The 24,353-nt window shown below is 72.1% G+C and carries 22 protein-coding genes; 15 read left to right on the forward strand and 7 right to left on the reverse strand.

Features of this window, described 5'->3' with window-relative positions:
- Nucleotides 1-74: 74 nt before the first annotated feature.
- Both WMF36_RS44655 and WMF36_RS44660 read right to left on the reverse strand, forming a co-directional pair.
- Nucleotides 75-818: a glycosyltransferase gene (locus tag WMF36_RS44655; protein ID WP_437576958.1), complete on the reverse strand. Its 744-nt coding sequence runs from the start codon at nucleotides 816-818 to the stop codon at nucleotides 75-77.
- A complete protein-coding gene (locus WMF36_RS44660) occupies nucleotides 815-2,251 on the reverse strand; it encodes a protoporphyrinogen/coproporphyrinogen oxidase (protein WP_437576959.1) in 1,437 nt (478 codons plus the stop codon). Before WMF36_RS44660 ends, WMF36_RS44655 begins: the two co-directional genes overlap by 4 nt.
- A gap of 145 nt (nucleotides 2,252-2,396) precedes the next feature.
- Here WMF36_RS44660 and WMF36_RS44665 point away from each other — a divergent pair, with 145 nt between their 5' ends.
- The 5 genes from WMF36_RS44665 to WMF36_RS44685 all read left to right on the forward strand — a co-directional run bounded on the left by WMF36_RS44665 (nucleotide 2,397) and on the right by WMF36_RS44685 (nucleotide 7,553).
- On the forward strand, nucleotides 2,397-4,379 hold the full coding sequence (locus tag WMF36_RS44665) for an aconitase family protein (protein WP_437576960.1): 1,983 nt from the start codon (nucleotides 2,397-2,399) through the stop codon (nucleotides 4,377-4,379).
- A gap of 134 nt (nucleotides 4,380-4,513) precedes the next feature.
- Entirely contained in the window at nucleotides 4,514-4,744 is a 231-nt protein-coding gene (locus WMF36_RS44670; RefSeq protein WP_012241296.1) for a TIGR04563 family protein, read from the forward strand.
- A gap of 42 nt (nucleotides 4,745-4,786) precedes the next feature.
- Entirely contained in the window at nucleotides 4,787-5,707 is a 921-nt protein-coding gene (locus WMF36_RS44675; RefSeq protein WP_437576961.1) for an alpha/beta fold hydrolase, read from the forward strand.
- Entirely contained in the window at nucleotides 5,704-6,912 is a 1,209-nt protein-coding gene (locus tag WMF36_RS44680) for a hypothetical protein (protein WP_437576962.1), read from the forward strand. The genes WMF36_RS44675 and WMF36_RS44680 overlap by 4 nt, the downstream gene beginning before the upstream one ends.
- 191 nt (nucleotides 6,913-7,103) lie before the next feature.
- Nucleotides 7,104-7,553 (forward strand): YbjN domain-containing protein, encoded by a 450-nt coding sequence (locus WMF36_RS44685; RefSeq protein ID WP_437576963.1) that lies wholly within the window; start codon nucleotides 7,104-7,106, stop codon nucleotides 7,551-7,553.
- Between the two features lie 31 nt (nucleotides 7,554-7,584).
- On the opposite strand, the gene WMF36_RS44690 is transcribed toward WMF36_RS44685, so the two are convergent.
- On the reverse strand, nucleotides 7,585-8,883 hold the full coding sequence (locus WMF36_RS44690; RefSeq protein WP_437576964.1) for a formylglycine-generating enzyme family protein: 1,299 nt from the start codon (nucleotides 8,881-8,883) through the stop codon (nucleotides 7,585-7,587).
- 86 nt (nucleotides 8,884-8,969) lie between these two features.
- On the opposite strand from WMF36_RS44690, the gene WMF36_RS44695 reads away from it, so the two are divergent.
- From WMF36_RS44695 to WMF36_RS44710, 4 genes are all read left to right on the forward strand, one after another.
- On the forward strand, nucleotides 8,970-9,233 hold the full coding sequence (locus WMF36_RS44695; RefSeq protein WP_437576965.1) for a hypothetical protein: 264 nt from the start codon (nucleotides 8,970-8,972) through the stop codon (nucleotides 9,231-9,233).
- A gap of 10 nt (nucleotides 9,234-9,243) precedes the next feature.
- Complete coding sequence (locus WMF36_RS44700) at nucleotides 9,244-10,206, forward strand: prepilin peptidase (RefSeq protein ID WP_437582042.1); 963 nt, start codon at nucleotides 9,244-9,246, stop codon at nucleotides 10,204-10,206.
- Nucleotides 10,203-10,562 (forward strand): YXWGXW repeat-containing protein, encoded by a 360-nt coding sequence (locus WMF36_RS44705; protein ID WP_437576966.1) that lies wholly within the window; start codon nucleotides 10,203-10,205, stop codon nucleotides 10,560-10,562. Before WMF36_RS44700 ends, WMF36_RS44705 begins: the two co-directional genes overlap by 4 nt.
- 130 nt (nucleotides 10,563-10,692) lie before the next feature.
- Nucleotides 10,693-11,388 carry a hypothetical protein gene (locus tag WMF36_RS44710; RefSeq protein ID WP_437576967.1) on the forward strand — a complete coding sequence of 232 codons (696 nt, stop codon included), beginning with the start codon at nucleotides 10,693-10,695 and terminating at the stop codon, nucleotides 11,386-11,388.
- A gap of 14 nt (nucleotides 11,389-11,402) precedes the next feature.
- Here the strand turns inward: WMF36_RS44710 and WMF36_RS44715 are convergent, their stop codons facing one another.
- On the reverse strand, nucleotides 11,403-13,412 hold the full coding sequence (locus WMF36_RS44715) for a serine/threonine protein kinase (RefSeq protein ID WP_437576968.1): 2,010 nt from the start codon (nucleotides 13,410-13,412) through the stop codon (nucleotides 11,403-11,405).
- Nucleotides 13,413-13,780: 368 nt separating this feature from the next.
- Here WMF36_RS44715 and WMF36_RS44720 point away from each other — a divergent pair, with 368 nt between their 5' ends.
- From WMF36_RS44720 to WMF36_RS44735, 4 genes are all read left to right on the forward strand, one after another.
- On the forward strand, nucleotides 13,781-15,559 hold the full coding sequence (locus tag WMF36_RS44720; RefSeq protein ID WP_437576969.1) for an AMP-dependent synthetase/ligase: 1,779 nt from the start codon (nucleotides 13,781-13,783) through the stop codon (nucleotides 15,557-15,559).
- 2 nt (nucleotides 15,560-15,561) lie between these two features.
- Nucleotides 15,562-16,275, forward strand: a complete 714-nt coding sequence (locus WMF36_RS44725) for an HAD family hydrolase (protein ID WP_437576970.1) — start codon at nucleotides 15,562-15,564, stop codon at nucleotides 16,273-16,275.
- Between the two features lie 128 nt (nucleotides 16,276-16,403).
- Nucleotides 16,404-16,778 carry a hypothetical protein gene (locus WMF36_RS44730; protein ID WP_437576971.1) on the forward strand — a complete coding sequence of 125 codons (375 nt, stop codon included), beginning with the start codon at nucleotides 16,404-16,406 and terminating at the stop codon, nucleotides 16,776-16,778.
- 10 nt (nucleotides 16,779-16,788) lie between these two features.
- Entirely contained in the window at nucleotides 16,789-17,100 is a 312-nt protein-coding gene (locus WMF36_RS44735) for a hypothetical protein (protein ID WP_437576972.1), read from the forward strand.
- A 353-nt stretch (nucleotides 17,101-17,453) separates the two neighbouring features.
- Here the strand turns inward: WMF36_RS44735 and WMF36_RS44740 are convergent, their stop codons facing one another.
- The 3 genes from WMF36_RS44740 to WMF36_RS44750 all read right to left on the reverse strand — a co-directional run bounded on the left by WMF36_RS44740 (nucleotide 17,454) and on the right by WMF36_RS44750 (nucleotide 19,808).
- On the reverse strand, nucleotides 17,454-17,972 hold the full coding sequence (locus WMF36_RS44740) for a hypothetical protein (RefSeq protein ID WP_437576973.1): 519 nt from the start codon (nucleotides 17,970-17,972) through the stop codon (nucleotides 17,454-17,456).
- 191 nt (nucleotides 17,973-18,163) lie between these two features.
- Nucleotides 18,164-18,487, reverse strand: a complete 324-nt coding sequence (locus tag WMF36_RS44745) for a YtxH domain-containing protein (protein ID WP_437576974.1) — start codon at nucleotides 18,485-18,487, stop codon at nucleotides 18,164-18,166.
- Nucleotides 18,488-18,680: 193 nt separating this feature from the next.
- On the reverse strand, nucleotides 18,681-19,808 hold the full coding sequence (locus tag WMF36_RS44750; RefSeq protein WP_437576975.1) for a hypothetical protein: 1,128 nt from the start codon (nucleotides 19,806-19,808) through the stop codon (nucleotides 18,681-18,683).
- 359 nt (nucleotides 19,809-20,167) lie between these two features.
- On the opposite strand from WMF36_RS44750, the gene WMF36_RS44755 reads away from it, so the two are divergent.
- A complete protein-coding gene (locus tag WMF36_RS44755; RefSeq protein WP_437576976.1) occupies nucleotides 20,168-22,321 on the forward strand; it encodes a zinc-ribbon domain-containing protein in 2,154 nt (717 codons plus the stop codon).
- Between the two features lie 58 nt (nucleotides 22,322-22,379).
- A complete protein-coding gene (locus tag WMF36_RS44760; protein WP_437576977.1) occupies nucleotides 22,380-24,173 on the forward strand; it encodes a S49 family peptidase in 1,794 nt (597 codons plus the stop codon).
- Nucleotides 24,174-24,353: the final 180 nt, after the last annotated feature.

The raw sequence follows: 24,353 nt of genomic DNA on the forward strand, positions 1-24,353 counted from the left end.
TAGCATGCCAGAACTTTTCCACGAGCGGGCCCAGCCTCGCGCGTGGCGCTGCAGATGCCGGACGAGATCGGTCGTCAGCCGCGGACTCGGATCGCCCAGGTCAGCTTCGCGAGGCTGCGGAGCACGTTCGGGACGCGGCGCGTGAGGTTGATCGAGGGGCGCCGCTTCTCCAGCACGCGGACGGGGATCTCCTCGATCCGCAGGCCGGCCCGGTAGGCGCGGATGACGAACTCGCTGGCGAAGACGTCCTTGTCCACGACGCACTCGCGCGCGATCCCGAGGAGCGGCTCGCGCAGGAACGCCTTGAGCCCATGCGTGTCCGTCCCGCGGAAGCCGAGCGTGGCGCGGAGGAGCCCGTTGTACATCTGGCTCGCCGCGTGCCGCGCCCACGGGCGGTCGTCGCGCGCCCCCTGGATGAGCTTGGACCCGATCACCATGTCGACGTCCCCCGCCCGCAGCATCGCGATTGCGTGGCGGTGGAAATCCACGTCGCAGAGGTCGATCTCGTCACAGAGGACGAAGCGCCCGCGCGCCCGCTCGATGCCCGCGCGGAGCGCGGCCCCATAGTTCGGCTCGCCGATCGAGAAGTGCCGTACTTCTGCGTACTTGCGCTCGAGCTCACCGGCGATGGCGAGGGTCCCGTCGCGCGAGCCGTTCTCGGCGAGCACGAGCTCCCAGCGCCAGCCGAACGGCAGCAGCCGCTCGCGCAGGTCCACGACGGCGGCGTGGAGGATCGCCTCTTCGTTGTAAACGGGGATGATGATGGAGATTTCCGGCGCTTCACCCGCGTCGCCGTGGCCGGGATCCGCGGCGCTCACGGCGCGCCTCCGAGGAGCGCCTGCGCCCGGTGCGCCGCGTCGCGCCCGAAGTGGAGCGCGTCCTCCATCGAGGAGTAGTTCCAGCCGCCGTAGCGCCCGCACGAGAGGACGCGCTGGCCCTCGAGGAACGGTCGCACGGCCTCCAGCGACCCGAAGTAGCTGTGATCGAACACGACGTACGCGTAGTCGATGCGGCGCAGCCGGGCGAAGCGGATGGCGCTCGGGGCGGGGATGAGGCCCATCTCGACGAGGCCCTCCGCGACGCGCGGGAGCAGCGCCGCGAGATCGGGCTCGGCGCGATCGGCGAGCTCGACGTAGAGGCCGGCCTTGCCCGGCGGGGCCATGTCGGCGGAGAAGTTGGAGTAGCAGCCCACGCGGTAGAACGGGTACTTCGCCTCCGGGACGTAGACCCAGTGCAGCGGCTTCCCGCACGGCGTGTCGAGCGCCACGTCGAGGTAGTGAAGGTGCGTGCAGCGCAGCCGGGAGGCCGCCTCGGCGACGGCTCGAGGCGCGTCCGAGAGGAGCCGCACGAGGGCGGGCAGCGGCGCGGACGATACGAGCACGTCGTACCGGACGATCTCGTCGTCGAACACGAGCTCGCGCGCGCGCCAGTCGATCGTCACGGGCGCGCGGCCGAGCTCGATCGCCGGCGTGCCCGCGTCCCGCGGCCGCTGCTCGGCGAGCGCCCGCGCGAGCCCGTGCGTCAGCTGCCCGATGCCGAGCCGCGGGTAGAGGAACTTCGCATTGTAGCCGAGCTCGCGGTCGTTCAGCCCGACCGCTCCGGCGAGCACGTCCTCGAGCTTCGGCAACGGGACGAAGCGGGAGCACCAGTCGGCGGTGATCTCGCTCGGGTGGACCCCCCAGAGGCGACTGTTGTAGGGGATCATGAAGTGGCGGCTGATCCCCTCGCCGAAATGCGCCAGGCAGAACTCCTCGAAGTTCCTCGGCTGGGGCCGGTCCTGCGCGAAGTGCGCCTCGATGAAGCCGCGGAGGCACTCGTAGGCGATGGCGGGCGGCAGGCCGGAGGTGTTCGCCTGGAACGGATACCGGGTGTACGTGCCGTTCGACCAGATCATCGAGCGCCGCTCGATCTCGAGAGGGTCAGGACCCAGCCAGCCGAGCGCGAGCTCCCGGGTCGCGGGGTCGCGCAGGTGAAGGAGGTGCCCTGTCCGATCGAAGCGGAAGCCGTCGTCCTCGAGCGTGATCGCGTGGCCGCCCGGGCGCGGCAGGCGCTCGAACACCCGGTGCGGCACGCCGGCTCGCCCGAGGTGGTAGGCGGCCGCCATGCCGGTCAAGCCGGCGCCGAGGATCGCCACGGGAACGCTGGAAATCGTGGGTCGGGTCATCGCTCGCGGCCCGGCCGCGGCCGCGAAGACACCACCTCCCCGGTGCGCCGTCAAGGCGCGGTGGCCCGCCCGGCGAGGCTCGCCCATGCTGGATTTCCTGCCCTCGGCGTGAGGCGGGCGGAGCTCCGCGCACGGCGGCGAAGACCGCCGTTGGCGCCTCCGCTCGGAGGGACTAGGTGTGTGTCTTGTTCCCGGCGCGCGTGCCCTGCGCCCCGGGGCGTCCGAGGTGCAGATGCCCATCCCCCGCCGGAAGTCGGTTCAAGTCACCGGGAGGATCCTCTACCTGACCGAGGACCCGGAGCACCTGAAGCAGCAGCTGGCGGGCGGCGAGCTTCGCTTCGAGACCGAGCAGCACAAGCTGATCGACAACATCTCGACCGACGAGCTCACGCCGGGGTGGGTCTGTTACTACTACGACGAGACGCTCGCCCGGTACTGCCTGGTCGGCCTGCGCGGTGGGCTCATCGAGCGCGACGCCATCAAGAACGGCGGCTTCGGCGTCATCGTCAGCGGGCGCTCGAAGGGGTGCGGCAGCTCGCGCGAGACGGCGCCGTACTCGGAGCGCGAGGCCGGGATCCAGCTCGTTGTCGCGCGCAGCATCGAGAAGATCTACGGCCAGAACTGCCAGAATATCGGGCTGCTCACGACGACCGACTTCTCGCTCCTCGACCGGCTCGCGCGGGGCGACGAGATCCCGATCGGCGAGTTCACCCGCGGGCTCGACCCGATCAGCGCCGACGTCGTCGAGTACGGCGGCCTCTTCGCCTACAACAAGGCGCGGATGGCCGGCGAGGTCTCGCCGCCGACGCTCGACACGCCGCCGCGGCCGATGACGCTGTGCGAGAAGATCATCGCGGCGCGCGCGATCGTGGACGCCAGGGCGGGCAAGATCGGGGTCCCGGCGGTGAAGCCGGGTGACGCGCTCTTCGTCCGCACCGACGTGCGCTTCTCGCACGAGTACGTCACGCCGATGGCCGAGTCGCTCTTCCGGGCGGGCTTCGGGCCGGACGCGGTCGTCACCGGGCCGGAGAGCGTCTTCGCCTTCCGGGATCACCTCACGTTCCTCGACCGCGTGATGCCAGAGGCGCACCTGAAGCTCGGCCTGCGGGAGCAGGCGGCCTCGCTCGCGACGGTGCAGCAGGCCTTCACCGAGCGGCACGGGATCAAGCTGTACGGCGAGGTCGAGCGCGACGGCAGGACCGTGGGCTCGGAGGCCATCTGCCACAACAAGGTGATCGAGGAGCTCGCGCTGCCGGGGCAGGTCGTGGCCGGGACCGACTCGCACACCTGCATGGCGGGGGCGCTCGGGTGCTTCGCGTTCGGCGTCGGCTCGACCGACATGGCCAACGCGTGGCTCACGCGCGATGTCCGCCTCGCGGTGCCGCAGTCGGTGCGCTTCAACCTGACCGGGCGGCTCGGGGCGGGGGTCACGGCGAAGGACGTGATGCTGTTCCTGCTCTCGCAGCCGTTCTGGAAGACGGGCCAGGGCATCGGCAAGGTGCTCGAGTTCGCGGGCGACGGCGTCCGCGCGATGGGCCTCGACGAGCGGGCGACGCTCACCAACATGGCGGTCGAGGCGGGCGGCTTCACCGGCATCATCGAGGCCGACGAGGAGATCGTGCGCTACCTCGTCGAGCAGCGCGGGCTCGCCGCGGAGGACGTGCGCGCGCGCATCGTGCGCGCGGATCCCGGCGCGGAGTACATGGCCACGTTCGACATCGATCTCGCCGCGGTCGAGCCGATGGTCGCGACGCCCGGTGATCCGCGGAACGGCGTGCCGCTGCGGTCGCTCCACGAGGTCTCGGGCGGCGAGGTGAAGATCGACATCGCGTACGGGGGCTCGTGCACGGGCGGCAAGAAGGCCGACATGGACATGTACGCGTCGGTGCTGCGCCGTGCGGTGGAGCAGGGCAAGCGCGTCGCCGAGGGCGTGCACCTCTACATCCAGTTCGGCTCGCAGGACATCCGCCGCTACGCGGAGGCGAAGGGCTACCTCGAGATCTTCGAGAAGGCGGGTGCTGAGCTCGTCGACCCCTCCTGCGGGGCGTGCATCAAGGCCGGGCCCGGTGTATCCGACCGCAAGGAGCAGATCACGGTCTCGGCCATCAACCGGAATTTCCCGGGCCGAAGCGGCCCCGGCCAGGTCTACCTGGCCAGTCCCCTGGTCGTCGCGGCGAGCGCGATCGCGGGCAAAATCGCTTTCCCGCAGTCATGACGCAGAGCGCCTATCGCGGAGTTACATACATAGTGCCCGCAATCGGCATGATGGAAAAACGAATGCTTTCCACGGAAGTGCGCCGTACGGTAAGGTGATCTTCTGTGGCGGATCGGGAGGAGCCCCAAGAGCGTATGACCGACAAGGACACGCTGGCGAAAAACAACGAAGCCTCGAAGACGGACAAGCGGAAGCAAAGCCTCTACTTTCCGGAGTCGATGCTGCAGGAAATCAAGGAGGAAGCGGCGCGGCTCGATCGCTCGCTTTCTTGGGTTGTGCAGCGCGCGTGGAAGCTGGCGCGGATAGACATCAAAAAGCTTCCCAGTGTCAATGACGTGGCTGACGACGAGGATAGCGGCGACTAACATCGCCGCGAGCCTCGCGTAAGACGCGTCGCTCGGGGATCGATGGGTCGAGAGCTCTTCGCCGCCGGGAAGGACGGTACGCGGATTTATGTCCGCTACCGGGAAGGTCCCGGCGGCATCGGAAGCTTGGCCAGCGGGTTCGGGGCGGGCTCGGAACGCCTCACCGCGGTGCTCTGCGACGGCATCGCCTGCGACGGCTTCATCTGGAAGTACCTGTGGGACGACCTGGCCCGTACGGTCAACGTCGCCCACTGGAACTATCGTGGCCACGGGCGGAGCAGCCTGCCTGTCGATCCGAAGGCGGTCGAGCTCCGCGACCACGCGAGCGATCTCGCTGCGGTGCGCGCGGCGATCGGCGACGGCCCTGTGGTGCTGTTCGGGCACTCGATGGGTTGTCAGGTCATCCTGGAGCATCTGCGGACCCACCGCGAGGGGGTGTGCGGGCTCGTGTTGATCTGCGGCTCGTCCGGCAGGATCACGCACCACTTCAAAGGCACGGATGTGCTCGCGCAGCTCTTGCCGCGGGTGATCGAGCAGGTTGACGCGTACCCGCACATCGCGCGCGCAATATGGAGCCGTGTGCCGGCGCCGATGGCGCTCCGGATCGCGCTGCTCGCCCGCGAGGTCGACGCGAGCGCGGTCACCCCGGCGGATCTGCTGCCGTACATGCGGCACATGGTCGACATCGATTTCTCGATGTTCCTCCACATGCTGCGCAGCGCCGGCGAGCACTCGACGCTCGACCTGCTCCCGCAGATCGATCTGCCCGCGCTCGTGATCGCCGGCGATCGCGACACGTTCACCCCGCCTCGCCTCGCCGAGGAGATGGCGGCGGCGCTGCCTCGCGGCGAGCTGATGATGGTGAGCGGCGGCACGCACGTCGTCCCGCTGGAGCGCAAGAAGATGGTCATCGAACGCGTGGAGCAGTTCCTGCTCGAGCGCGTCATCGCGAAGGACGGATGAGCCGGCGCGCGCGAGACGGGCTCGCGCCCGGACCGGCGCGCGGGCTGCTGCGACGCCTCGGCGGCGCGGCGTCGCGGGGTCTGCTCGTCGCGGGGGCGATGATCGCGGCCTCGTGCGCGCGGCCGTCGTCCGAGCGCAGCGGCGGGGCCGCCGGCGCGATCGCCGCGCTGGCCGAGAACGAGGCCGCGCCCGCGCCCGGCGCGCCCGCAGCGCGCTCGTCGGACGAGCCGCCCGCGCCCCCAGCGCCGGGCGCTGGAGCCACGGGGGACGCGCAGCTCGAGCGCGCTGCGGGGGACGCGCAGCTCGAGCGCGCTGCGGGGGACGCGCACGTCGCGCGCGCGCTCCAGCGCTCGTCGCTGCGCGCGCTGCGGCTCACGGGCAAGCTGGCCGACGGTCGGTTCGAGGCGATCCTGGCGCTCGGCGCAGGCGTCGAAGGAGCGGCGCCGCGCGAGGTGAAGGTGAAGCTCGCGCCGGCGCAGAAGAAGGCCCCGCTCGCGTTCCGGCACCCGGTCGCATTCTATCGCCTTGCGAGGGCGCTCGGCGCGCACGTCGTGCCCGTCGCCGCAGCGCGCCGGATCGGCATCGGCGAGCTCGCGGCGCTCATCGGTCGCGAGCCGAACGCGCGCAAGCTCCTGCGTCGCTTCGCGGTCATGAACGACGGGACCGTCGACGCGCTGGTCCTCGCGCCCGCTCCGGGTCCGCCCGGCCCGCGCTGGGTGTCATCTCGCCGGCGATCGGTCCGCTTCGATGACGCGCCCGAGCTCGACGTGTGGGCGCGCTGGGCCCGCGCCCCGTCGCCAGCGCGCGGCGAGCGCACCTCGATCCTCCGCGATTACCTGGAGGTGCTCGCGCTCGACTATCTGGCCGGCAACGGGCTCCGGAAGGAGATCGTCATCGACGTGAGCGCGGGGGCCCTCAGCCTGGAGGCCAACGCGAGCGCCTTCCCGCTGCACGTGAAGGCGCGCGAGCTGGATCGGCAGCTAGAGCGCCTGGTGGAGGCGGCGCGCTTCCCCCGGGCGCTCCGCGACGCGCTCGTGCGGTTCGGACCCGAGATGGCCGCCGCGGCGCTGCGCCCCGGCGGGTTCGAGGACGAGCTGGTGCCGCCGCGCGCCCTCGTCGAGCTCGAGGAGCGGAGGCAAGCGCTGCTCAGCCTGATCGAGGTGAAGATCGCCCACGGCGGAGAGGACGCCGTCCTCAGCCTCTAGCGCGGGTCCCTGCCGGAGCTCTGCCGCCGCGGCGCGCGATCCGCCCGAGGCGCCTGCGTCGTTGCACGGCGCTCTGCTGCGCGGCCGCGCCGGCGCCGGACGCGCCTCGGGCGCCCCAGGGCGACCCGCACGAGCGTCTCGCCGCGCGCGCACCTTGATCTCCGGCGCCAGCGGGGCGATCACGTTGAACCGTGATCGACGTGGCGACCCTGCAGCGCTGGACGGAGGACATCGGCTACAGCGCCGAGCTGGCGAAGCCGTCGACCCTGCGCATCCGTCCGCGCGAGGAAGGGGTCGTCGAGCTCCCGCCGTTCTTCGTCCAGTGCACCGAGAACTGGGTCGTGCTCTCGATGTTCGGCGTGCTCGATCCGGTCGACACGGAGGGCCGCGACGAGGGCGGAGCGAGGCTTACGCCCCTGGCCGAGGGGATCGGCCAGATGCTCGGCCTGCTCCGTCACCTGATCGAGGCCAACCGCGACATGCGCGTCGCCAAGTTCGCCCTCGACGAGCGGAACCAGATCCTGCTGTGCGCCGAGCTGCCCACCGAGTCGCTCGACCGCTCCGAGTTCGTCGATACGGTCGAGCGGCTCATCGAGTACGCCACGACGTACCGGCACGCCTTGCTCGGCACCGACGCCTGACAGGTCGGGCACGGCCGGCGCCCTCGCGCGATCACCGCTGCGTGATCACCACGCGGTGGTCGTCCCGGTAGGAGATGTTGCCCGACTCACCGCGGCAATCCCAGCAGGTCGCCCACGTGAGCCGCCGCCGCACGTAGCCGTTGAAGCCGAGCGCGATCGGCCCCGACTCGCCCTTCAGCAGGAGCGACGACGCGATCCGGTAGCGGTCTCCGGGGAGCTTCAGGAACGCGACGATGAACGTGTCGTCGTCGGACTTCCCCGTCACCACGAGCACCTCCTCGCCCGGCGCCGGGTTCCAGAGCAGCGGCGAGGTGGTGAGCGTCGTGTTCGGGGGCGGGCCCGCCTCGGGCTGGAGCGCCGGCGTGCCGCTCGGCGACAGCCGCGTCCGGCCCCGGCTGAGCACGACGTTCACGTCGTCAGGCTCCTTGAAGAAGGACACCTCCCCGCCGAGATCGCGGAGCTGCGGCACCGACGCGAGCAGCTCGGCGACCTGCTGCGGCCCGATCTCCGCGCGCCGGAACGTCTGCTGCCACTGCGGCGACGGGATCGACGCCGCGTTCGGCGCGCCGTGGCAGCACCGGAAGCCGATGTCGTCGCCTGACGCGCTCGGATCGACCGCCGCGCGGCGCGCGCACCGGTGATCCACGCCGCTCGCGCTCGCCGTGGCCCCTCGCACGGCGGCGGCCTTGGGCTGGAGGTCCTCGATCGGCGCGACGTCGCTCGCGGTCCACTCGCGCAGCGCGGCCCCCATGCCGACGACGCCGAACCCGGACGCGCACGACGCCGGCGCCTTGGCGCACGCCGGGTCCCACGCGGCCCCGCCCGCGTAGGGCGTCCCCTCGGGGCCCTTGCACGCGCGCTCCCACTCGAGCTCGGCGCACAGCCGCCCGCCGGTCTGCTGGCAGAGCTCCGAGGCGCGGGCCCGCGTCACGCCGGTGAGCGGAGCCTGCGCGGGGTCGTTCGGGTACAGGTAGCGATCGATGGTGAAGCCGCCCAGCTCGATGTCGAGCAAAGCCGGCTCGAGCGTCGGATCGCGCCCCCTGTCCCCGGGCGTGCTGCCCGCGACGAGCTTCCCGGCGGGGATCTCGATGCGCGCGGGCCCCGCCGCCGCGGCGCCGGCCTGCGGCCTCGCGCTCGCGGCGGGCGACTCGTTCTCGGCCGCCTCGAGCACCTTCCCCGGCGGCGCGGGCGTCACCGGCGGGCCTCCGTCCGCGCGCTTCTCCTCGGCCTGCTGCTGCTGCTGCTGCTCCGCGCGGCCGCAGCCGGACCCTCCGGCGATGCCGGCGGCGACGAGCAGGATCAGGGCAACGGCGGGCGTCCTCGTCGGCACGGTTCCTCGAAAGCGCTCCGCCTTATGTCGCAGGACCCCTCGCCCGTCAAAGTGCGCGCGCTATGCTGGCCGGGATGGGGCAGGGCGTGAGCGACGCACCGGATCCGATGGCCTCGCAGATGGCGCAGCTCCTCGCCAGAAGCGATCTCGACGAGCTGCGCGAGATCGTGAAGCGGTGGGTCGCCGAGGCGCCGACCGAGGGGGTGCGGCGGCACTACCAGGAGCTCGGGGGGCGCCTCATCGACCTCAAGGCGGCGCTCTCCGAGAACCCCGTGCAACCCACGGTCGCGGAGCTCGAGCAGGCGCTCACGATGATGCTCCGGCTCGCGGCCTCGAGCCCGAGGACATGAGCCGCCGGTGATGCTCGCCGACTTCCCTCCGTGGTTCCTGCGCGCCTTCGCGCTCTGCTTCGGCCTGCTCTGGGGGAGCTTCCTCAACGTCGTCATCCACCGCGTCCCGCGCGAGCTCAGCGTCGTCCGGCCGGGCTCGCGCTGCCCCGCGTGCGGCACGCCGATCCGCGCCTTCGACAACATCCCCGTCCTCAGTTACCTCCTGCTGCGCGGTCGCGCCCGTTGCTGCGGCGCGCCGGTGTCGCCGCGGTATCCGCTCGTCGAGGCGGCGGGCGGCGTCCTGTCGCTCGCGATCGTCGAGCTCATCATCCTCCAGCTCCCCTGGTCGACGCCGATCCTCCACGCGCTCGCCACGTACACCGCCGATCTCGCGCTCGCGCTCGGGCTGCTCGCGGCGACGTTCATCGACCTCGAGCACATGTACATCCCCGACGCGATCACGATCGGCGGCGCGGTGCTCGGCGTCGCCACCGCGTCGCTGCGCTCGATGGGCTTCACCGACGCGCTCCTCGGCGCGGCCATCGGCTTCGCCGTCGTCTGGCTCCCGTTCGTCGTGCTCTACCCGCGGATCCGCGGCGGCCGCGTGGGCATGGGGCTCGGCGACGCGAAGCTCCTCATGCTGGCGGGCGCCTGGTTCGGCTGGGGGGGCGCCCTCTTCGTGCTCGGCGCCGGCGCCATCCAGGGCTCGATCGTGGCGATCGGCATGCTGCTCCTGCGCGGGAGCATCGAGGAGCCCGAGGCGGTGCGCCTCGAGCGGGAGCAGATCCGCGCCGAGCTCGCGGCGATGTCCCCCGAGGAGCGCGCGGCCGCCGAGAAGGAGATCGCGCAGGATCCGCTCGCGGAGGCGCCCGGCGAGGGGTTCGGCCAGGCCCGCATCGCGTTCGGCCCGTTCCTCGCGCTCGCGACGCTGGAATGCCTGCTCGTCGGCCGCGACGTGATCGACGCGTATTTCTCATGGATCGACGCTGGATGAAGGCCCAGCTCCGCCGCGCGCTCGGGGCCCCGATCGCGCTGCTCCTCGCCCTCGCGGGCTGCGGCAGCTCGCTCCCGCTGCCACCGACCGGTCCTCACCTGCCGAGCGAGCCCGCGGTGGTCGTGCCCTACCCGCCGCCGCCGGCGCGGGTCGAGATCATCTCGCCGCCCGAGAAGCCGGGCCTCGTCTGGATCGACGGCGAGTGGCAGTGGCGGAGCCGCCGCTGGGCGTGGCAGCCGGGGCGATGGGAGGCCGTCCCGCCGGGCGGGTATTTCGCTCCCACCGCCACCGTACGCCGCTCCGACGGATCGCTGGTGTGGTTCGCCGGGGTGTGGCACGTGCCCGGCAAGAAGTGATCGACGCCGCGGCCGTGCGATGGAAAGTCACCCCGTGCCGAGGTGCTCGGCGCCGGCGCCCGCCGCCTGGCCGGCGCCGGCGAGCCAGCTCGGCGCGTCGTCACCTGCACGGATCCATGAGCTCAGCCCCATGATGCTTGCCTGGTCGTTCGCAGCGCGCACACCCGACGAAATCGCCCGACTCCTCCGCGCTCTCGGCAAGCACCGGTACGTGCGCGAGGTCGATCATCGGCTCCACTGGTCCGTCGATCACGCCCTCGCCGAGCTGCCGGAGTTCGCGCCGCCCGCCGCCGCGTTCCAGGCGCGCCTGAAGAAAGAGCGCGGGATCGAGCTCGGCTCGCGCGATCCTTCGCTGTGGCGAGAGGCGAAGACCGAGGAGGTGATCGCGGCGCTCACGGCCTTCTGGACCCCCGACGAGGCGGCCGAGCGCTACCGGGGCCGCCTGCTCGAGGCGCTCGCGCGGACGGGCCTCCCCGAGGCCATCCACGCTCCCTTCGCGTCGGCCCCGAACGACCCTCCGCACCCGGAGCTCGTGCTGCTCGACTGGGAGCTGTACCCCGTGGACGAGCTCGATGCGGACCGGCACGCCGGGGCGCTGGCCGCCATGGAGGAAGCCGAGGAAGAGGTGAGCGCGTCGGCGCCGATCTACAACGAAGGCCCCGTCCTCGCGGCGCCCGAGCTCTGCGGGGGTGCGCCGAACGGGCTGCTCGAGGACGACTTTCTCGTGTGGTCGGACGGCCCCTACAGCTACTCGGATTATGTGTTCCGCGGGGTCGCGAAGGCGGCCAAGCTCGTCGATCCGCCCACGGGCTACAGGGATCTGTAAGCGCGTCCGTCGCGTCAGTACGGATCGGGCTTCGGCGGCGGGAGGGTCGGGGCCTCCTCGGCGGGTGAGGCGAGGGTCGGAGCCACCTTGGCAGGGGGCGCGACGGGCTGCGCGGTGGCCTTGGCCGCGGGGGAGGGGGCCGGCCCTTTCTGCGCCGGGTAGAGCGTCACCTCGAGCTCGATGTCCCTGTCGAACACGAGCATCCGTCGCTGCGCGACGTGGCCTGGAGCGGAGATCTCGATCCGGTGCGCCGCGCCGTCCTTGATGAGCTTGCCATCGAAAGGATTCGAGGGGAGCGCTACCCCGTCGACGAGGATCTGCGCGCTGGTCGGGCTCGCCTTGATCGACGCGCGGAGGAGCGCAGCGTCCGCCCCCGCGCGTCGGGCGCTGCTCTCGGCTGCCGGCGGGGAGAGCTCGGCGCTCGGCAGCGTCGGCGCAGGCGGTGCGCTCTGGGCCGGCGGCGCGGTCATGCGGACGCTCTGCCGGCCCGGATCGCGCACCTTCAGGTACAGCGTCGCGGCACCGATCAGCGCGATGACCGCTGCGGACGCGACGAGCGGCAGCCGCGAGCGCCGCGGCGCCGGCGCGGGCTGAGCGGCGGGGGCGGGCTCGGTCCGCACGACGGCGTGGAGCGTCGCCTGCGGCGGGCTCGAGCGGTGGAGCGGACGCGCAGGCGTCGAGGGCGAGGAGGTCGTGATCGCCCCCTCATCCGAGGAAGGATAGGAGTCGAGCGGTTCGCGCATCGGCAGCGAAGGCAGCTTCGACGCGCGGCCGGCGAGCTCCGCGCCCCCCGCGTCGGGGCCGTGCTCCCGCAGCTGCTTGAGCTGGCGATCGATGATCGCCCGGATCTCGGCCCGCTCGTGGGCGAACAGCTCGCCCATGAGCTCGCCGACCTGCTCGGCCGCCACCTGCTCTCTCAGGCGCCCCGCGTAGCGATCGAGCTCCGCGCGCAGATCGGCGGCCGTCGAATAGCGCCGGTTGGGCGAGTGGGCGAGCGCCTGGGCGCAGATGCGCGCGAGCTCGAAGGGCACGTCGGGGCGGGCGGACCGCGCGTCCGGGATGTCCCGCATCAGGCGCGAGATGATCTGCGGATCCGTCAGGCCGCGCCAGAGGCGGCGGCCGGTGAGCACCTCCCAGAGGATGACGCCGGCCGAGAAGAGGTCGGCGCGCCGATCGATCTGGGAAGAGTGCGAGAACGCCTGCTCCGGCGCCATGTACGCGACCTTGCCCTTCAGCGTGCCGGCCTGCGTCTCGACGACGCGGTGTGCTGCGAGGGCGATCCCGAAATCGACGATCTTCACCTGACCGTCGTACGTGATGAAGATGTTGTGGGGGCTGACGTCGCGATGCACGACGTTGAGCGGCGTCCCGTCGTAGTCGACGAGCTCGTGGGCGTAGTGGAGGCCGGCCAGCACCTCGCTGAGGATCCACAGCAAGACGGCCAGCGGGATCGCGCGCTCCTGCTCGCGCGCGCGGGAGATCACCCGGCTGAGCGGCTGCCCGTCGAGGTACTCCATGGCGATGAAGTACTCGCCGTCTGCGAGGCCGACCTCGTTGGTCTGCACCACGTTGCGGTGGTTCAGCCGGGCGGCGAGGCGGGCCTCGTCGAGGAGCATGTCCCGGAACTCGGGCTCGTCGGCGATGTTGGGCCGCAGGCGCTTGATGACCTGCAGCTTGCTGAAGCCTGCCGGCCCCACCGCGACCGCCAGGTGCACGTCCGCCATGCCCCCGTGCCCGAGCGTCGCGATGAACCGATACTTGCCGAGGCTGCGCGGGTGCCGGTCGGAAGGGGACGGCGGCGCATCCCGGCCGACGGGGGTCGGCGCGTCGCGCTCCGGGCGCCGCATCGGGATCGTCGGCGGGGGCTCGGAGGACACAGGGACGGGCAGCTGCCTGGACCGCAGGGTCCGACCGTCGATCGAAGCCTGCACATGCTCCGGCGGGCCAGAGGCGGCGAGCTCGTTGCTGCGAGCGGAGTCCACCGCCCAGTCAGCCTCGTCGTTCGTCCCCTTGGGCTCGCTCACCGCAGAATGGTCCTGATCCAGCGACGTCCAGTCAAGCTGGCGGCAGCGCGGGCAAGCGCTTGCATCGCATCGGGCGGGCGCCGATCGGCTCGCCCATGACGGCGAGCCGGCGTCCAGCCCACAACCGCAGCCCTGACCACCGCCGGGCCGCCCGCGCCGGAGCGCGCAGCCGCCCTCGCGAGCCGGACGAGCGCGCGCCCTGAGCGCCGCCGGACAGAAGCGCGCAGCAGGATCGCCTCGCCCTCAGCAACCCGACGCGGCGCTTGCTATTGTGACAAATATCACTCGCGGCGAGGTTCCTGTACCTGGGGGGAGGATGTGAGAAGCTCGCCCTGACTTGCGCACCATTTCTCGTGAAGAGGTAGCCGATGCCCTGTGACTCGATTCCGCGGCGCTTGCTCGGTCAGGCGAAGGCGCGGCCCGAGGCTCCAGCCCACTACGTCAAGGAGGGGGGGTTCTGGAGGATGACCAGCTTCCGGGAGTACGCGAGCGAGGTGCGGCGCGCCGGCAAGTCGCTCATCGCGCTCGGCGTCGCGCCCGGGGACAAGCTGAGCCTCCTCGGCTTCAACCGGCCCGAGTGGGTGGTGCTCCACGTGGCCGGCATGGCGATCGGGGGCGCTCCCGCGGGCATCTACACGACGTGCTCGCCCGAGGAGGTGCGCCACGTCGTGCACCATTCGGCCTCGAAGCTTGTGCTGGTCGAGAACAGGGGCCAGCTCGAGAAGGTCCTCCGCCAGTGGGATCGGCTGCCGCAGCTCTCGTGGGTGGTGCTGATGCGGGGCGCGGCGCCGGAGGGCGATCCGCGGGTGCTGTCGTGGGACGAGTTCCTCGCCCGGGGCAGCCGGATCTCGGACGAGCTGCTCGAGCAACGGCTCGACGCGCTCGAGCCGCGGGGGCTCGCGACGCTGCTCTACACCTCCGGGACGGTGGGGCCGCCGAAGGGGGTCATGCTGAGCCACGAGAACCTCACGAGCTCGGCCGACCTGGCGGCGCGCATCCTCCCGTTCTCGCCCTGGGACATCGGCCTGTCCTACCTGCCGCTGTCGCACATCGCCGAGCAGATGTTCACGATCCACATCCCGGCCTCGGTCGGCGCGGCCGTGTACTTCGCCGAGTCGATGGAGGCGCTCGCGGACAACCTCAGGGAGGTGCGTCCGACCGCCTTCTTCGGGGTCCCGCGCGTCTGGGAGAAGATGAGGGCCGGGGTCGAAGCGAAGCTCTCCGGGGCGAAGGGCCTGCAGAAGCTCTCGCTCGAGCAGGCGCGGCGCGTCGGCCTCCAGCACAGCGAGCTCCGCGCGCGGGGTGAGAAGCCGGGGCCGTTGCTCGCGCTGCAGCACCGCCTCTTCGACAAGCTCGTCTACTCGAAGGTGAAGGCGGCCCTGGGGCTCGGCCGGGCGCACGTGTGCAGCAGCGGCGCGGCGCCCATTGCGAAGGAGCTCCTCGAGCTCTTCGCGTCGCTCGATATCCTGATCACCGAGGTCTACGGTCAGTCGGAGGTGACCGGCGCGACGAGCTACAACCTGTCGGGCAGGACGAAGCTCGGCTCCGTCGGCCCCGCGGTGCCGGGCCTGGACGTGAGGATCGCCGACGACGGCGAGATCCTCGTGAAGGGGCCGACCGTGTTCCTCGGCTACTACAAGGACGAGGAGGCGACGGCGCAAGCCCTTGTCGACGGCTGGCTCCACTCGGGGGATCTCGGCAGGTTCGACGAGGAGGGGTTCCTCCACATCACCGGGCGGAAGAAGGAGATCCTCATCACCGCCGGCGGAAAGAACGTCTCTCCCAAGAACATCGAGGAGGCGCTGAAGCGCCACGGTCTCATCGCCGAGGCGGTGGTCGTCGGCGACGGGCGCAGGTTCCTCACGGCCCTGCTCGTGCTGGCGCCCGACGCCGTGAAGCGCTTCGCGGCCGAGCGCGGGCAGAGCGGCGATCTCTCGCACGCGTCGCCGGAGATCCAGGAGGCCGTGCAGCGGGCCGTGGACGAGGTGAACGGCCAGCTCGCGCAGGTCGAGACGATCAAGAAGTTCTCGATCCTGCCGCGCGGCTTCACCATCGAGGACGGCGAGCTCACGCCGACGCTGAAGATCAAGCGGCGCAACGTGAGCCAGAACTTTGCGCGCGAGATCGAGGCGATGTACGCCGAGTAATCATGCGCAACGAGCCTGCCACCGCCGTCTCTTTCGACTTTGGCCAGACCCTGGTGGAGCTCGACACCGGGCTGCTCTCCGCCCGCCTCGCGGAGCGGGGCATCGCCGCGTCCCGGGAGCAGCTGGACGGGGCGGTCGACGAGGGATGGCGCGCCTACAACGACGCGATCCTGCGCGGGCTCGGCGGGCACCCGTGGAAGATCATGATGCGTCGCCTGCTCGAAGCGGGCGGCGTGCCGGCCGGCGCGCTCGACGCGGCGGTCGACTGGCTCTGGACGGAGCAGCCCCGGAAGAACCTCTGGCGCCGGCCGATCGCCGGGATGATCGACGTCGTGGTCGAGCTCCGGCGTGCCGGCGTGCCGGTCGCGGTGCTGTCGAACTCGGAGGGCCGGCTCGCCGAGCTGGTCGAAGAGCTCGGCTGGTCTGCGCACTTCGTGGCGGTCGCGGATTCGGGGCGGCTCGGGTTCGAGAAGCCGGGCAGGGAGATCTTCGCGTGGACAGCCGAGCGCCTCGGCGCGCCGCTCGCCGCGGTGGTCCACGTGGGCGACTCCCTCGCTGCAGATGTCGACGGCGCGCTCGCGGCAGGAATGCGGGCCGTCTGGTTCAAGGGCGATCCGCAGCGGGCGGCGCAGATGCCCCACGCCGAGCGCGTGGCCGTGTGCGACGGCGCGGGCGCGCTGCGCGGCGCGCTCAGGACGTTCGGCGTGCGCTTCTAGGCTGTCCACCTTCGTGCGCCAGCACGAGGCTCCGCGCTCGCGGGCCCGTCAGGCGGGCGGTGGTCCGCAAGGGCGCAGCCGACGCGCAAGGCCACCGCGGGCGGCGCTCCCCCGGCGCCCTGCTTTCTGTGAGCACGAACGTCCCGGAAGGCGCCTCCGCCCCGCGCGCGTCGCGCGCGCTTCTCTCCGGGATCTCCTCGCCCTGCTGCCCCGCGCCGGTGCGCCGGTCTCCGGATCGTGCAGCCGATGCACGTCTTTCGGGTGGTTCGGGCATTGCTGGAGACCGGCTCACGATGGTCGTCAAGGATGCAAGCATCGAAGAAGAGTCCGTGCTCGGGGGGCGGCAAGCGAACGTTCCCGCCGTCTTCCCTCGCGTCCTCAGCGAGGCCCGCCGCGCGGACGAGCGGCTTGTCTCGCTCGTGCACGAGCGTCCCGTGGCCACGCTGTGCGTGGTGGCCGCGGTGGGATACCTGATCGGACGGGTCGTTACACGGCTGGGTTGAGGAGGTCACCATGACGGAAAGCGAGGTCGAGGCGACACGGGAGCGCGAGGCGCGGGAGAAGGTGAACGACGCGCTCGGCCGGCTCGACGCAACGGAGGTCACACGGGCGGTCTCGGCGTTCGCGCGGGAGAACCCGCATGTAGCGCTCGCTGCGGCGGCTGGGCTCGGGTTCCTGCTCGGCGGGGGCCTGACGCCGCGCGTGCTCAGCAGGCTCGGGTCCTTCGCGACCCGCAGCTATGTCAAGAGCACCTTCGCTCATGCGGTCGGAACCTTCCTCGACGAGCAGGCGCGATCCCAGGAACAGCTCGGATCGTCGCCCTGACCCTCCCAGCACCTGCGCGTGCGCCTCCGGCGGCACCTGCGCCGCGTCTTGCGGGATGCGCACCGCCCCATGTCGCACACGTCGTGCGGAACCTCGGCCAGGACAGCTCTCGACGGCCGGTCGTGGTCCTGTTTGAACATGAAGGCGAGAAGGCGGGAAGAAAGCTCAATGAGCTTCACGCCTTCCCGCCTTCATGTGAACTCTCTCCGGGCAAATGCGACCACTACCCCGACCGCGCGTCCCGGGCGCGCGCACCGGGACGCGCGCCCGGGGCGGGCCGCTCGCGCGAGGCGTCGCTTCGGCCGCTGCGCGCCGGTCGTCCACGAGGTCGCGCCGCGCCGGGCGAGCGTCCATCAGGCTTGACGGCTGTACGCCTTGCGGATGCGTCGACCGCCGCTCTCGCTCAGCACCTCTTCGACGCTGCGGGACACGTCGGGCAGACACCGGACGGAGAGCACCGCGCCGCCGCCCGTGCTGCCGACCTCGTCGAGCCGCCGCGCCTCGTATTCGGGCAAGCGCGCGCCGAGCACGGCGCCCAGCAGGGTGCCGGCCGCGCCGGCGGCGCCCGCTCCGGCGAGGCACGCGACAAGGGGCCCCGCCAGGAACGCGTCGAGCCTCGGGATGATCAGCGCGCCTCCCGCCGTCATCGCGGCGAGCGCGCCCCCGAGGAGCCCTCCGATCACGGCGCCCAAGGCGGCCCCTTCGGACGCCTTGCTGTGGATCGTCAGCTCGATCTCGCCCAGACGGGAGTGCTGCTTGGGCACCATGCGGATGTCCTCGGCCGCGACGCCCAGGGCGAGGAGGCGGCCAAGCGCGCCCGCGGCTTCCGTGCGGCCTGGGAAGAATGCAGTGAGCGTCCGGTAATACATCATTCGACGAGGGCCCCTGTGACGCGCTTCGCGAGGTGGCTCGTTCAATCCATCTGCTCTCGGAAAAGCATCGCTTGTGCCGCTCGGGCTGCGCAGATGTCGCTCGGCCGCCGGAAAGCGTTCGGGAAATGATGGAAGGCGCCGCGCCGCGCTGGGACGGTGCGGCGCCTTCGCGCCCTGCTCCGGGGGCTCGGTCAGCGAATGCCGAGGTCGTTGGCGAACGAGCGCTCGCCGGGGGTCGCGCTGGTGCTCTCCTGGATCTCGTCCTGAGCCCGCCGCGCGGCGCCCAGGGCGCGATCCTTGACCTTCTCGGCGCGCTCGCGCAGCCGGCCTGTGCTGTCGCGCAGCCGGCGGCGCGCCTCGTCACCCGAGGTCGGCGCGACCAGGACGCCGACCCCGACGCCGACCGCGACGCCGAGGCCGAGACCGACCGAAACGGGAACGATCCAGTCGAGTGAGCTCCTTCTCCTGTAGGGGAACATGTCGGCCATGTAATTGACGAGATCGGTTGCCTTCATTGTGGCTCCGTCGGTTCGCACAGCGTTCGGGACGCGAGCATCGCGTATCCCTCAGCGTGGATTCACGTGGCTGGAACAGTGACCGGCGGGACGTGAGGCAGCGCGCATGCCAAGGGCATATTGCGCACGGAGGGAGCAGGGCGCGCGGGCGCCCTGCCGTGGATACGAGCGCGGTGCGAGGAGCGCCGCGGCGCTAGCGGCAGAAGCCGTCGACGCAGACCCCGCCGTCGCTGCAGGACGTCTCGGGCTCGCATTCGCCGCCGAGGTTCTCGCTCGATCCGCACACCTGATGCACGCCGGAGAACGTCGTCACGGTCCTGCACTCGCTCAGCGAGGGCGACTGGTTGTCGCAGGCGTTCGGGTTCGGCTGCTCGCACGAGATGTAGCAGCTGTGGTGCAGGCAGATCGACCCCGGCGCGCAGACGTCCTGCGCGCCATCCTCGCCGCACACGAAGTTGCTCGACTGATTCGGGATGCAGCCGTTCTCGACCCAGACGTCGCCCTCGGGGCAGTCGGCGCCGTCGCTCCTCGGAACGCAGGCGCCGTCGACGCAGACGGCAGCGGAGCCGCCGCAGTCGTCGGTGATGACGCAGGGCTGCGCAGGCTGGGAGCAGATGCCGAGGGTCGCGTCGCAGCGGTGGCTGCTGGGGCAGTCCGCGTCCTCGCTGCATGCCGGGGTGCATTTGCCCTCGACGCACTTGTCGTTGACCGGACACTGGGTCTGGTCGAAGCACTGGTCCTGAGGCGCGGTGCAGATGCCGCTCACGCAGAGGTAGTCAGCGCCGAGGCCGGCGCAGTCGGCGTCGGCGCCGCACGCGGCCGGGGTCGCCGGGACGCAGGTCGCAGCGTCGCCGTTGCCTTCGCAGACATAGCCGTGGATGCACCCGAGGGGCTCGCCGCTCGGGAGGACCTGATCGCAGCTGCCGGGCTGGCACGTGCCGTCCGGCGCGCAGGTCTCGCCCTCGGCACAGTCGTCGGGGTTGCCGCAGTACACCGCGCCGCCGCTGCCGCTGCCGCCTCCGCCCTCCCCGGAGGAGCCGGTCGCGACGCACGAGGCGGTGTGATCGTCGGCGGTCACGCACTCGAAGCCGCCGCTACACCCCCACGTGGTGCAGTCGCCGACGTGGCATTCGTTGTCATCGCCGCAGGTCTCGTTGACCCCGCAGTCGGCCGGCTCCTCACAGCCGTTCGAGCTCGGGACGCCGGGCCCGCAGTCCTCTGCATCGCAGAAGTAGTGGCTGTCGGCGTCATCGTAGATGGGGCAACCCGCGAGGAGGGGCGCCAGCACGCTCGCGAGACCCAGCAGAGTAAGTCGCTTCATTCACCGTCTCCCGAAGGCATTCGGCCGCCCGGCGTCGAGGGGCGGCGCCCTCGCGCGTGACGGTCGCGACCGGACGAGCGTAGCAAGCGACATGCCCCGAACAAGCCCCGGCGAGGCGCGGCGAATTTCGGCCGCTCGCGCGCGCGCCGTGAAGCGGCGTTCACGTCGGGATGTGGCCGCGCGCGGCGCGACCGAGCGCGGCCCATGCGCCGCGCCTCGCGGAGGCCGGTTCGCAGCGACCGGGCAGGATGGCGCGGCGCGGCGCGGACCGCCTGGGGCGCGCAGGGGAACCCGTGCTACCGTTCCGCCGAGTTCCGGGCGGCCACCTCCGAACGAGGGATCCCGGCAGGCTCGCGCCTGTGGGCCAGCCGTTCGCGAGGACACGGGGACCGGTCGAGCAGATGGATGTCACCTGCGAGCGTTGCAGCACCGAATACGAGTTCGACGACGCGCTCGTGTCGGAGCGCGGTACGACGGTCAAGTGCACGAACTGCGGCTACCAGTTCAAGGTGCGCCGCACCGGCGGCGCCCTCCCCGAGAGGTGGGTGGTGCGCACCCTCGGCGGCAGGGAGCTCGAGTTCAAGATGCTCCGGGAGCTCCAGGCGGCGATCGCCCAGGGCCAGATCACCCGCGATGACGTGATCTCGCGCGGCAACGCGCGGCCGCGGCGGCTCGGGTCGATCGCGGAGCTGGAGCCGTTCTTCAAGGGCCCGGGCAGCGTGGTCATGGCCGGGACCGCGCTGGGCATCGGCGGGCCTTCGCCGCTGGCCGGCCGCTCGAGGTCGCTGACGCCGCAGGGGCTCGGCGGCCCAGCGCCGGCGCAGACCGAGGTCTCGATCGCGATCCCGCTCCCGCGCGCGGAGCCCAGCGAGGAGGCCGGCCCCGAGTCCGTCCACGAGGCCGAGACGATCGTGCGGGACGTGCGGGAGGTCCAGTCCGCGAAGGAGCGCCCCTCGCCGCGCCGCGCGACGATGCCCGCGGTCTACGAGCCCGATGCCGGCGCTCCGGCGCAGGCGATGCTCAAGCCGAGCGCGCTGCCCGGGGTCGTGGTGCCGCCGGAAGAGGCGCCGCCGCTGCCGGACGCGCACCCCGCGCGCCGGCATGAGCCGCGGACGCTCCGCGGCGCCGGGGTCGCCGAGGTGCGCCACGGCAGCGTCAAGCCTGGGGCCGCCGACGCCGGCGGCGAAGCGCCGGGGCGGGCTGCCGGGCTCGCTCCGCTGCGGATCCCGAACAGCGTCCCGCCGCCGCGCATCGAGCGCGCGGCCGCGTCTGCTCCCGCCGACGGCCAGGGAGAAGACGGCCCCGCGGCGAGGCGCGGCGGGGCGCCGCGCGCCGCCACGGAGGATCGCGCAGCGCGGAGGGCGGGGGCGCCGATGCCGCTTGTGTCGCCCGCCGACCCCGACGGGGGGTCTTCCTACGCCGACGAAGGGGACGGGGAACCGCGGTTCACCTCGCTGCCCATGAGGAGGACCGGGATCGCGCGGTGGATCGTCGGTCTCATCGTCATCGGCCTCATGGTGGTGAGCGTCGCGACCCTCGGACCGAAGTACCTCAAGCCGGCCGCCCAGGCCCGGCCGACGACGAGCGACGATCGCGTCGCGACCCTGCTCGCCGACGGCGAGCGGAGCCTGACGGAGGGGGACCTCGAGACGGCGAGGGACAAGCTCGTCAAGGCGAGCGCGCTCGCCGAGGACGACCCGCGGGTCGCCGTGGCGCTGGCCCGGGTCGAGACGGTGAACGCGGACATGCGGTGGCTGCGGCTGCAGCTGCTCGCCGAGGACGATCCGGATCTGGACACGATGCGCCACGAGCTCCAGAGCGCGATCGACCGCGCTGGCAAGGCGGTCGAGCACGCGCGGCGCGTCGCGCCCGCGGACGCCGAGGTGAACCGTGCCGCGATCGATCTGCTCCGCATGCAGGGGGACCTCGCCTCGGCGCGGCAGCTCGTCGGCGCGATCTCGGCCGAGAGCGCGCAGCCGGAGAACGCCCTCACGCTGGCCGCGCTCGATCTCGCGGAGGCCCAGCCGAGCTGGGCCGTGAAGCGGCTCCGGGCGGCGGCGAGCATCGAGCAGATCCCCGGGCGGGCGCGGGCGCTCCTCGTGGTCGCGCTCGCGCGATCCGGCGATCTCGCGGCCGCGCGCGTCGAGAACGAGCGCCTGCTCGCCATGAGCCGGCCGCACCTGCTCGCGCGCCCGCTCCGGGTCTTCATCGACCGGATCGAGAAGGCACAGGACAAGCCGAGCGGCGGCGCCGACCCGGCCTCGAGCGCCCGCACGGAGAGCCCTCCGGCGGGCGCTCCCGACCCGAGCCCGTCGGCCGCGCCGGCGCCGCCGGGGCGCGTCCGCCGGGCGGCGGAGCCGGACGACAGCCGCGTGCCGGACGACTACGTCGCCCCGGGCGGTACGATCGACACGAGCGACCTTCCCGGCGTGCACCCGCCGCCGACCGCCTCGCCGAGCACGACAGCGCCGGCGATCGACACCTCCGATCTGCCTGGAATCAAGCATGAGTAAGCGCCGAGCTCGACGGATGCGGTGGGCCGGTGCCGGCGTCCTCGCGGTGGCAGCATCGATGGCAGCGTGCACCGGGAGAGAGCGGGCGGCGTCGCTGCCGGCGCCGCCTGCCGGGCGCCTCGACGAGCCGGCGGTCATCGAGATCGATCTCTCGCGCGGGCTCCCCGAGAGCGCATCGGCGTCGCTCTTCGGCCCGCCCAGCGGCAGGACGCACGCGCAGCTCGTGCAGTCGTTGCGGGCGCTCTCCGAGGCCGAGGGCGCGAAGGGCTTCCTCGTGCGGCTCGGGAGCGCGCGCCTCGGGTTCGCGCGAGCCCACGAGATCGGCCGGATCCTCGGCGACATCCGCACGGCGGGGCGGCCGGTCGTGTGTCACGCGGACGAGTACAACAACGCGACGATGCTGCTGGCGGCCACCGCCTGCAGCAAGCTCTGGCTGAGCCCGGCCGGGCAGGTCGACACGGTGGGGATCGCGGCGCAGCTGGTGTTCGCGAAGGGGCTCCTCGACAAGCTCAACGTGGACGTCGACTTCCTTCAGGTGGGGAAGTTCAAGGGCGCGAGCGAGCCGTTCACGCGCGAAGGGGCGAGCCCCGAGGCGCGTCAATCGCTCCAGTCGGCGCTGGGCGGGCTGCGTGAGGCGTGGCTCTCGGGCATCGTGGAGGGGCGCGGCAAGCAGGAGCTCCGCGAGGCCGTCGAGGACGGCCCGTTCGCCCCGGAGGAGGCGAAGGCGAGGGGGCTCGTGGATGAGCTCGGCGATCTCGAGGCTGCGATCGAGGACGCGAAGAAGCTCTCCGGCACCGAGGTCTCCGTGCCGCGGTTCGGCGGTACCCCGCGCGACCCGAGCCTCTCGCGGAGCCTCGTGGACGTGTTCCGCTCGATCTCTGGGGCGAGCACGCTGGGCACGCCGCATGTGGCGGTGGTCCCGGCGATCGGCGGCATCACCATGACCGCCCGCGGGATGCCGCTCGGCTCGTCGGACGGGATCGGCGAGCGCGAGCTCGGACGGATCATCACGCGTCTCACGAAGGACACGAGCACGAAGGCGGTCGTGCTCCGGATCGATTCGCCCGGCGGGTCCGCGCTGGCCTCGGATCTGCTCTGGCAGAAGCTGATGCGGCTGCGGGAGGAGAAGCCGCTGGTCGTGTCGATCGGCGGCATGGCGGCGAGCGGCGGCTACTACCTCGCCTGCGCCGGCACCAAGGTCCTCGCCGAGCCGACGAGCATCATCGGCTCGATCGGCGTCGTGGGAGGCAAGTTCGCCGTCGGGAAGGCGCTCGCGGAGATCGGGATCAACGCAGAGACCGTCGCGGCCAACCCGGATCCGGAGCGGGCGGCGCGCGCCGCGTACATGTCGGCGCTCACGCCCTGGGACGAGCCCACCCGCGCCCGCGTGCTCGCCTCCATGGAGGCGGTTTACGACCTGTTCCTGAAGCGCATCACGGCGGGACGGAACCTCCCGCTGGAGACGATCGCGCCGTCCGCGGAGGGGCGAATCTTCGGCGGGGTCGAGGCCCAGGGGCGCTCGCTCGTCGATGAGCTCGGCGGGCTGGAGCGGGCGGTAGCGCTCGCGCGCGAGCTCGCGAAGCTGCCAGCGGACGCGCCGGTCGAGATCGAGCAGGACGATGGAGGGCTGCTCGAGCTCCTGGCCGCCGGCGACGAGACCGGCGAGAACGCCGCGCGGACCCCGGACCGCGCGGCGCTCAAGGAGCGCGCGCGGGAGGCGATGGCCGGGGCCCTGCTGCCCGAGTGGCTCGGCGTCGCGCCGGAGGTAGGCACCTTTGCTGCCGCGATGGCGCCGCTCCTGGCCGGAGAGAGGGCGCTCACGGTGTTACCGTTCGCGGTGACGCTCCGGTAGGGCGCGAGATCGCACCGGAAGATTGGCCTTGTACCTCGGTCGTTCTGGTAGGCTGAGCGGGTTCAGAATACCCGAAGCGGGTTGCCGAAATGAGCTCTTCACCTCCGGAACGGGCAGCATCAGCGTCGGGCGCGCGGAGGACGCTGCATTCGCCGGAGCTGATGGAACCAGCGGGGCCCG

Source organism: Sorangium sp. So ce887 (genome assembly GCF_051521455.1).
Lineage (GTDB): Bacteria > Myxococcota_A > Polyangia > Polyangiales > Polyangiaceae > Sorangium.

Excerpts from the sequence above, each read along its gene's own strand:
- WMF36_RS44660 (WP_437576959.1), bottom strand. The coding sequence starts at position 2,251 with ATGGGCGAGCCTCGCCGGGCGGGCCACCGCGCCTTGACGGCGCACCGG.
- WMF36_RS44665 (WP_437576960.1), top strand. The coding sequence starts at position 2,397 with ATGCCCATCCCCCGCCGGAAGTCGGTTCAAGTCACCGGGAGGATCCTC.
- WMF36_RS44670 (WP_012241296.1), top strand. The coding sequence starts at position 4,514 with ATGACCGACAAGGACACGCTGGCGAAAAACAACGAAGCCTCGAAGACG.
- WMF36_RS44675 (WP_437576961.1), top strand. The coding sequence starts at position 4,787 with ATGGGTCGAGAGCTCTTCGCCGCCGGGAAGGACGGTACGCGGATTTAT.
- WMF36_RS44680 (WP_437576962.1), top strand. The coding sequence starts at position 5,704 with ATGAGCCGGCGCGCGCGAGACGGGCTCGCGCCCGGACCGGCGCGCGGG.
- WMF36_RS44700 (WP_437582042.1), top strand. The coding sequence starts at position 9,244 with ATGCTCGCCGACTTCCCTCCGTGGTTCCTGCGCGCCTTCGCGCTCTGC.
- WMF36_RS44705 (WP_437576966.1), top strand. The coding sequence starts at position 10,203 with ATGAAGGCCCAGCTCCGCCGCGCGCTCGGGGCCCCGATCGCGCTGCTC.
- WMF36_RS44710 (WP_437576967.1), top strand. The coding sequence starts at position 10,693 with ATGATGCTTGCCTGGTCGTTCGCAGCGCGCACACCCGACGAAATCGCC.
- WMF36_RS44720 (WP_437576969.1), top strand. The coding sequence starts at position 13,781 with ATGCCCTGTGACTCGATTCCGCGGCGCTTGCTCGGTCAGGCGAAGGCG.
- WMF36_RS44725 (WP_437576970.1), top strand. The coding sequence starts at position 15,562 with ATGCGCAACGAGCCTGCCACCGCCGTCTCTTTCGACTTTGGCCAGACC.
- WMF36_RS44735 (WP_437576972.1), top strand. The coding sequence starts at position 16,789 with ATGACGGAAAGCGAGGTCGAGGCGACACGGGAGCGCGAGGCGCGGGAG.
- WMF36_RS44740 (WP_437576973.1), bottom strand. The coding sequence starts at position 17,972 with ATGATGTATTACCGGACGCTCACTGCATTCTTCCCAGGCCGCACGGAA.
- WMF36_RS44745 (WP_437576974.1), bottom strand. The coding sequence starts at position 18,487 with ATGAAGGCAACCGATCTCGTCAATTACATGGCCGACATGTTCCCCTAC.
- WMF36_RS44750 (WP_437576975.1), bottom strand. The coding sequence starts at position 19,808 with ATGAAGCGACTTACTCTGCTGGGTCTCGCGAGCGTGCTGGCGCCCCTC.
- WMF36_RS44760 (WP_437576977.1), top strand. The coding sequence starts at position 22,380 with ATGGCAGCGTGCACCGGGAGAGAGCGGGCGGCGTCGCTGCCGGCGCCG.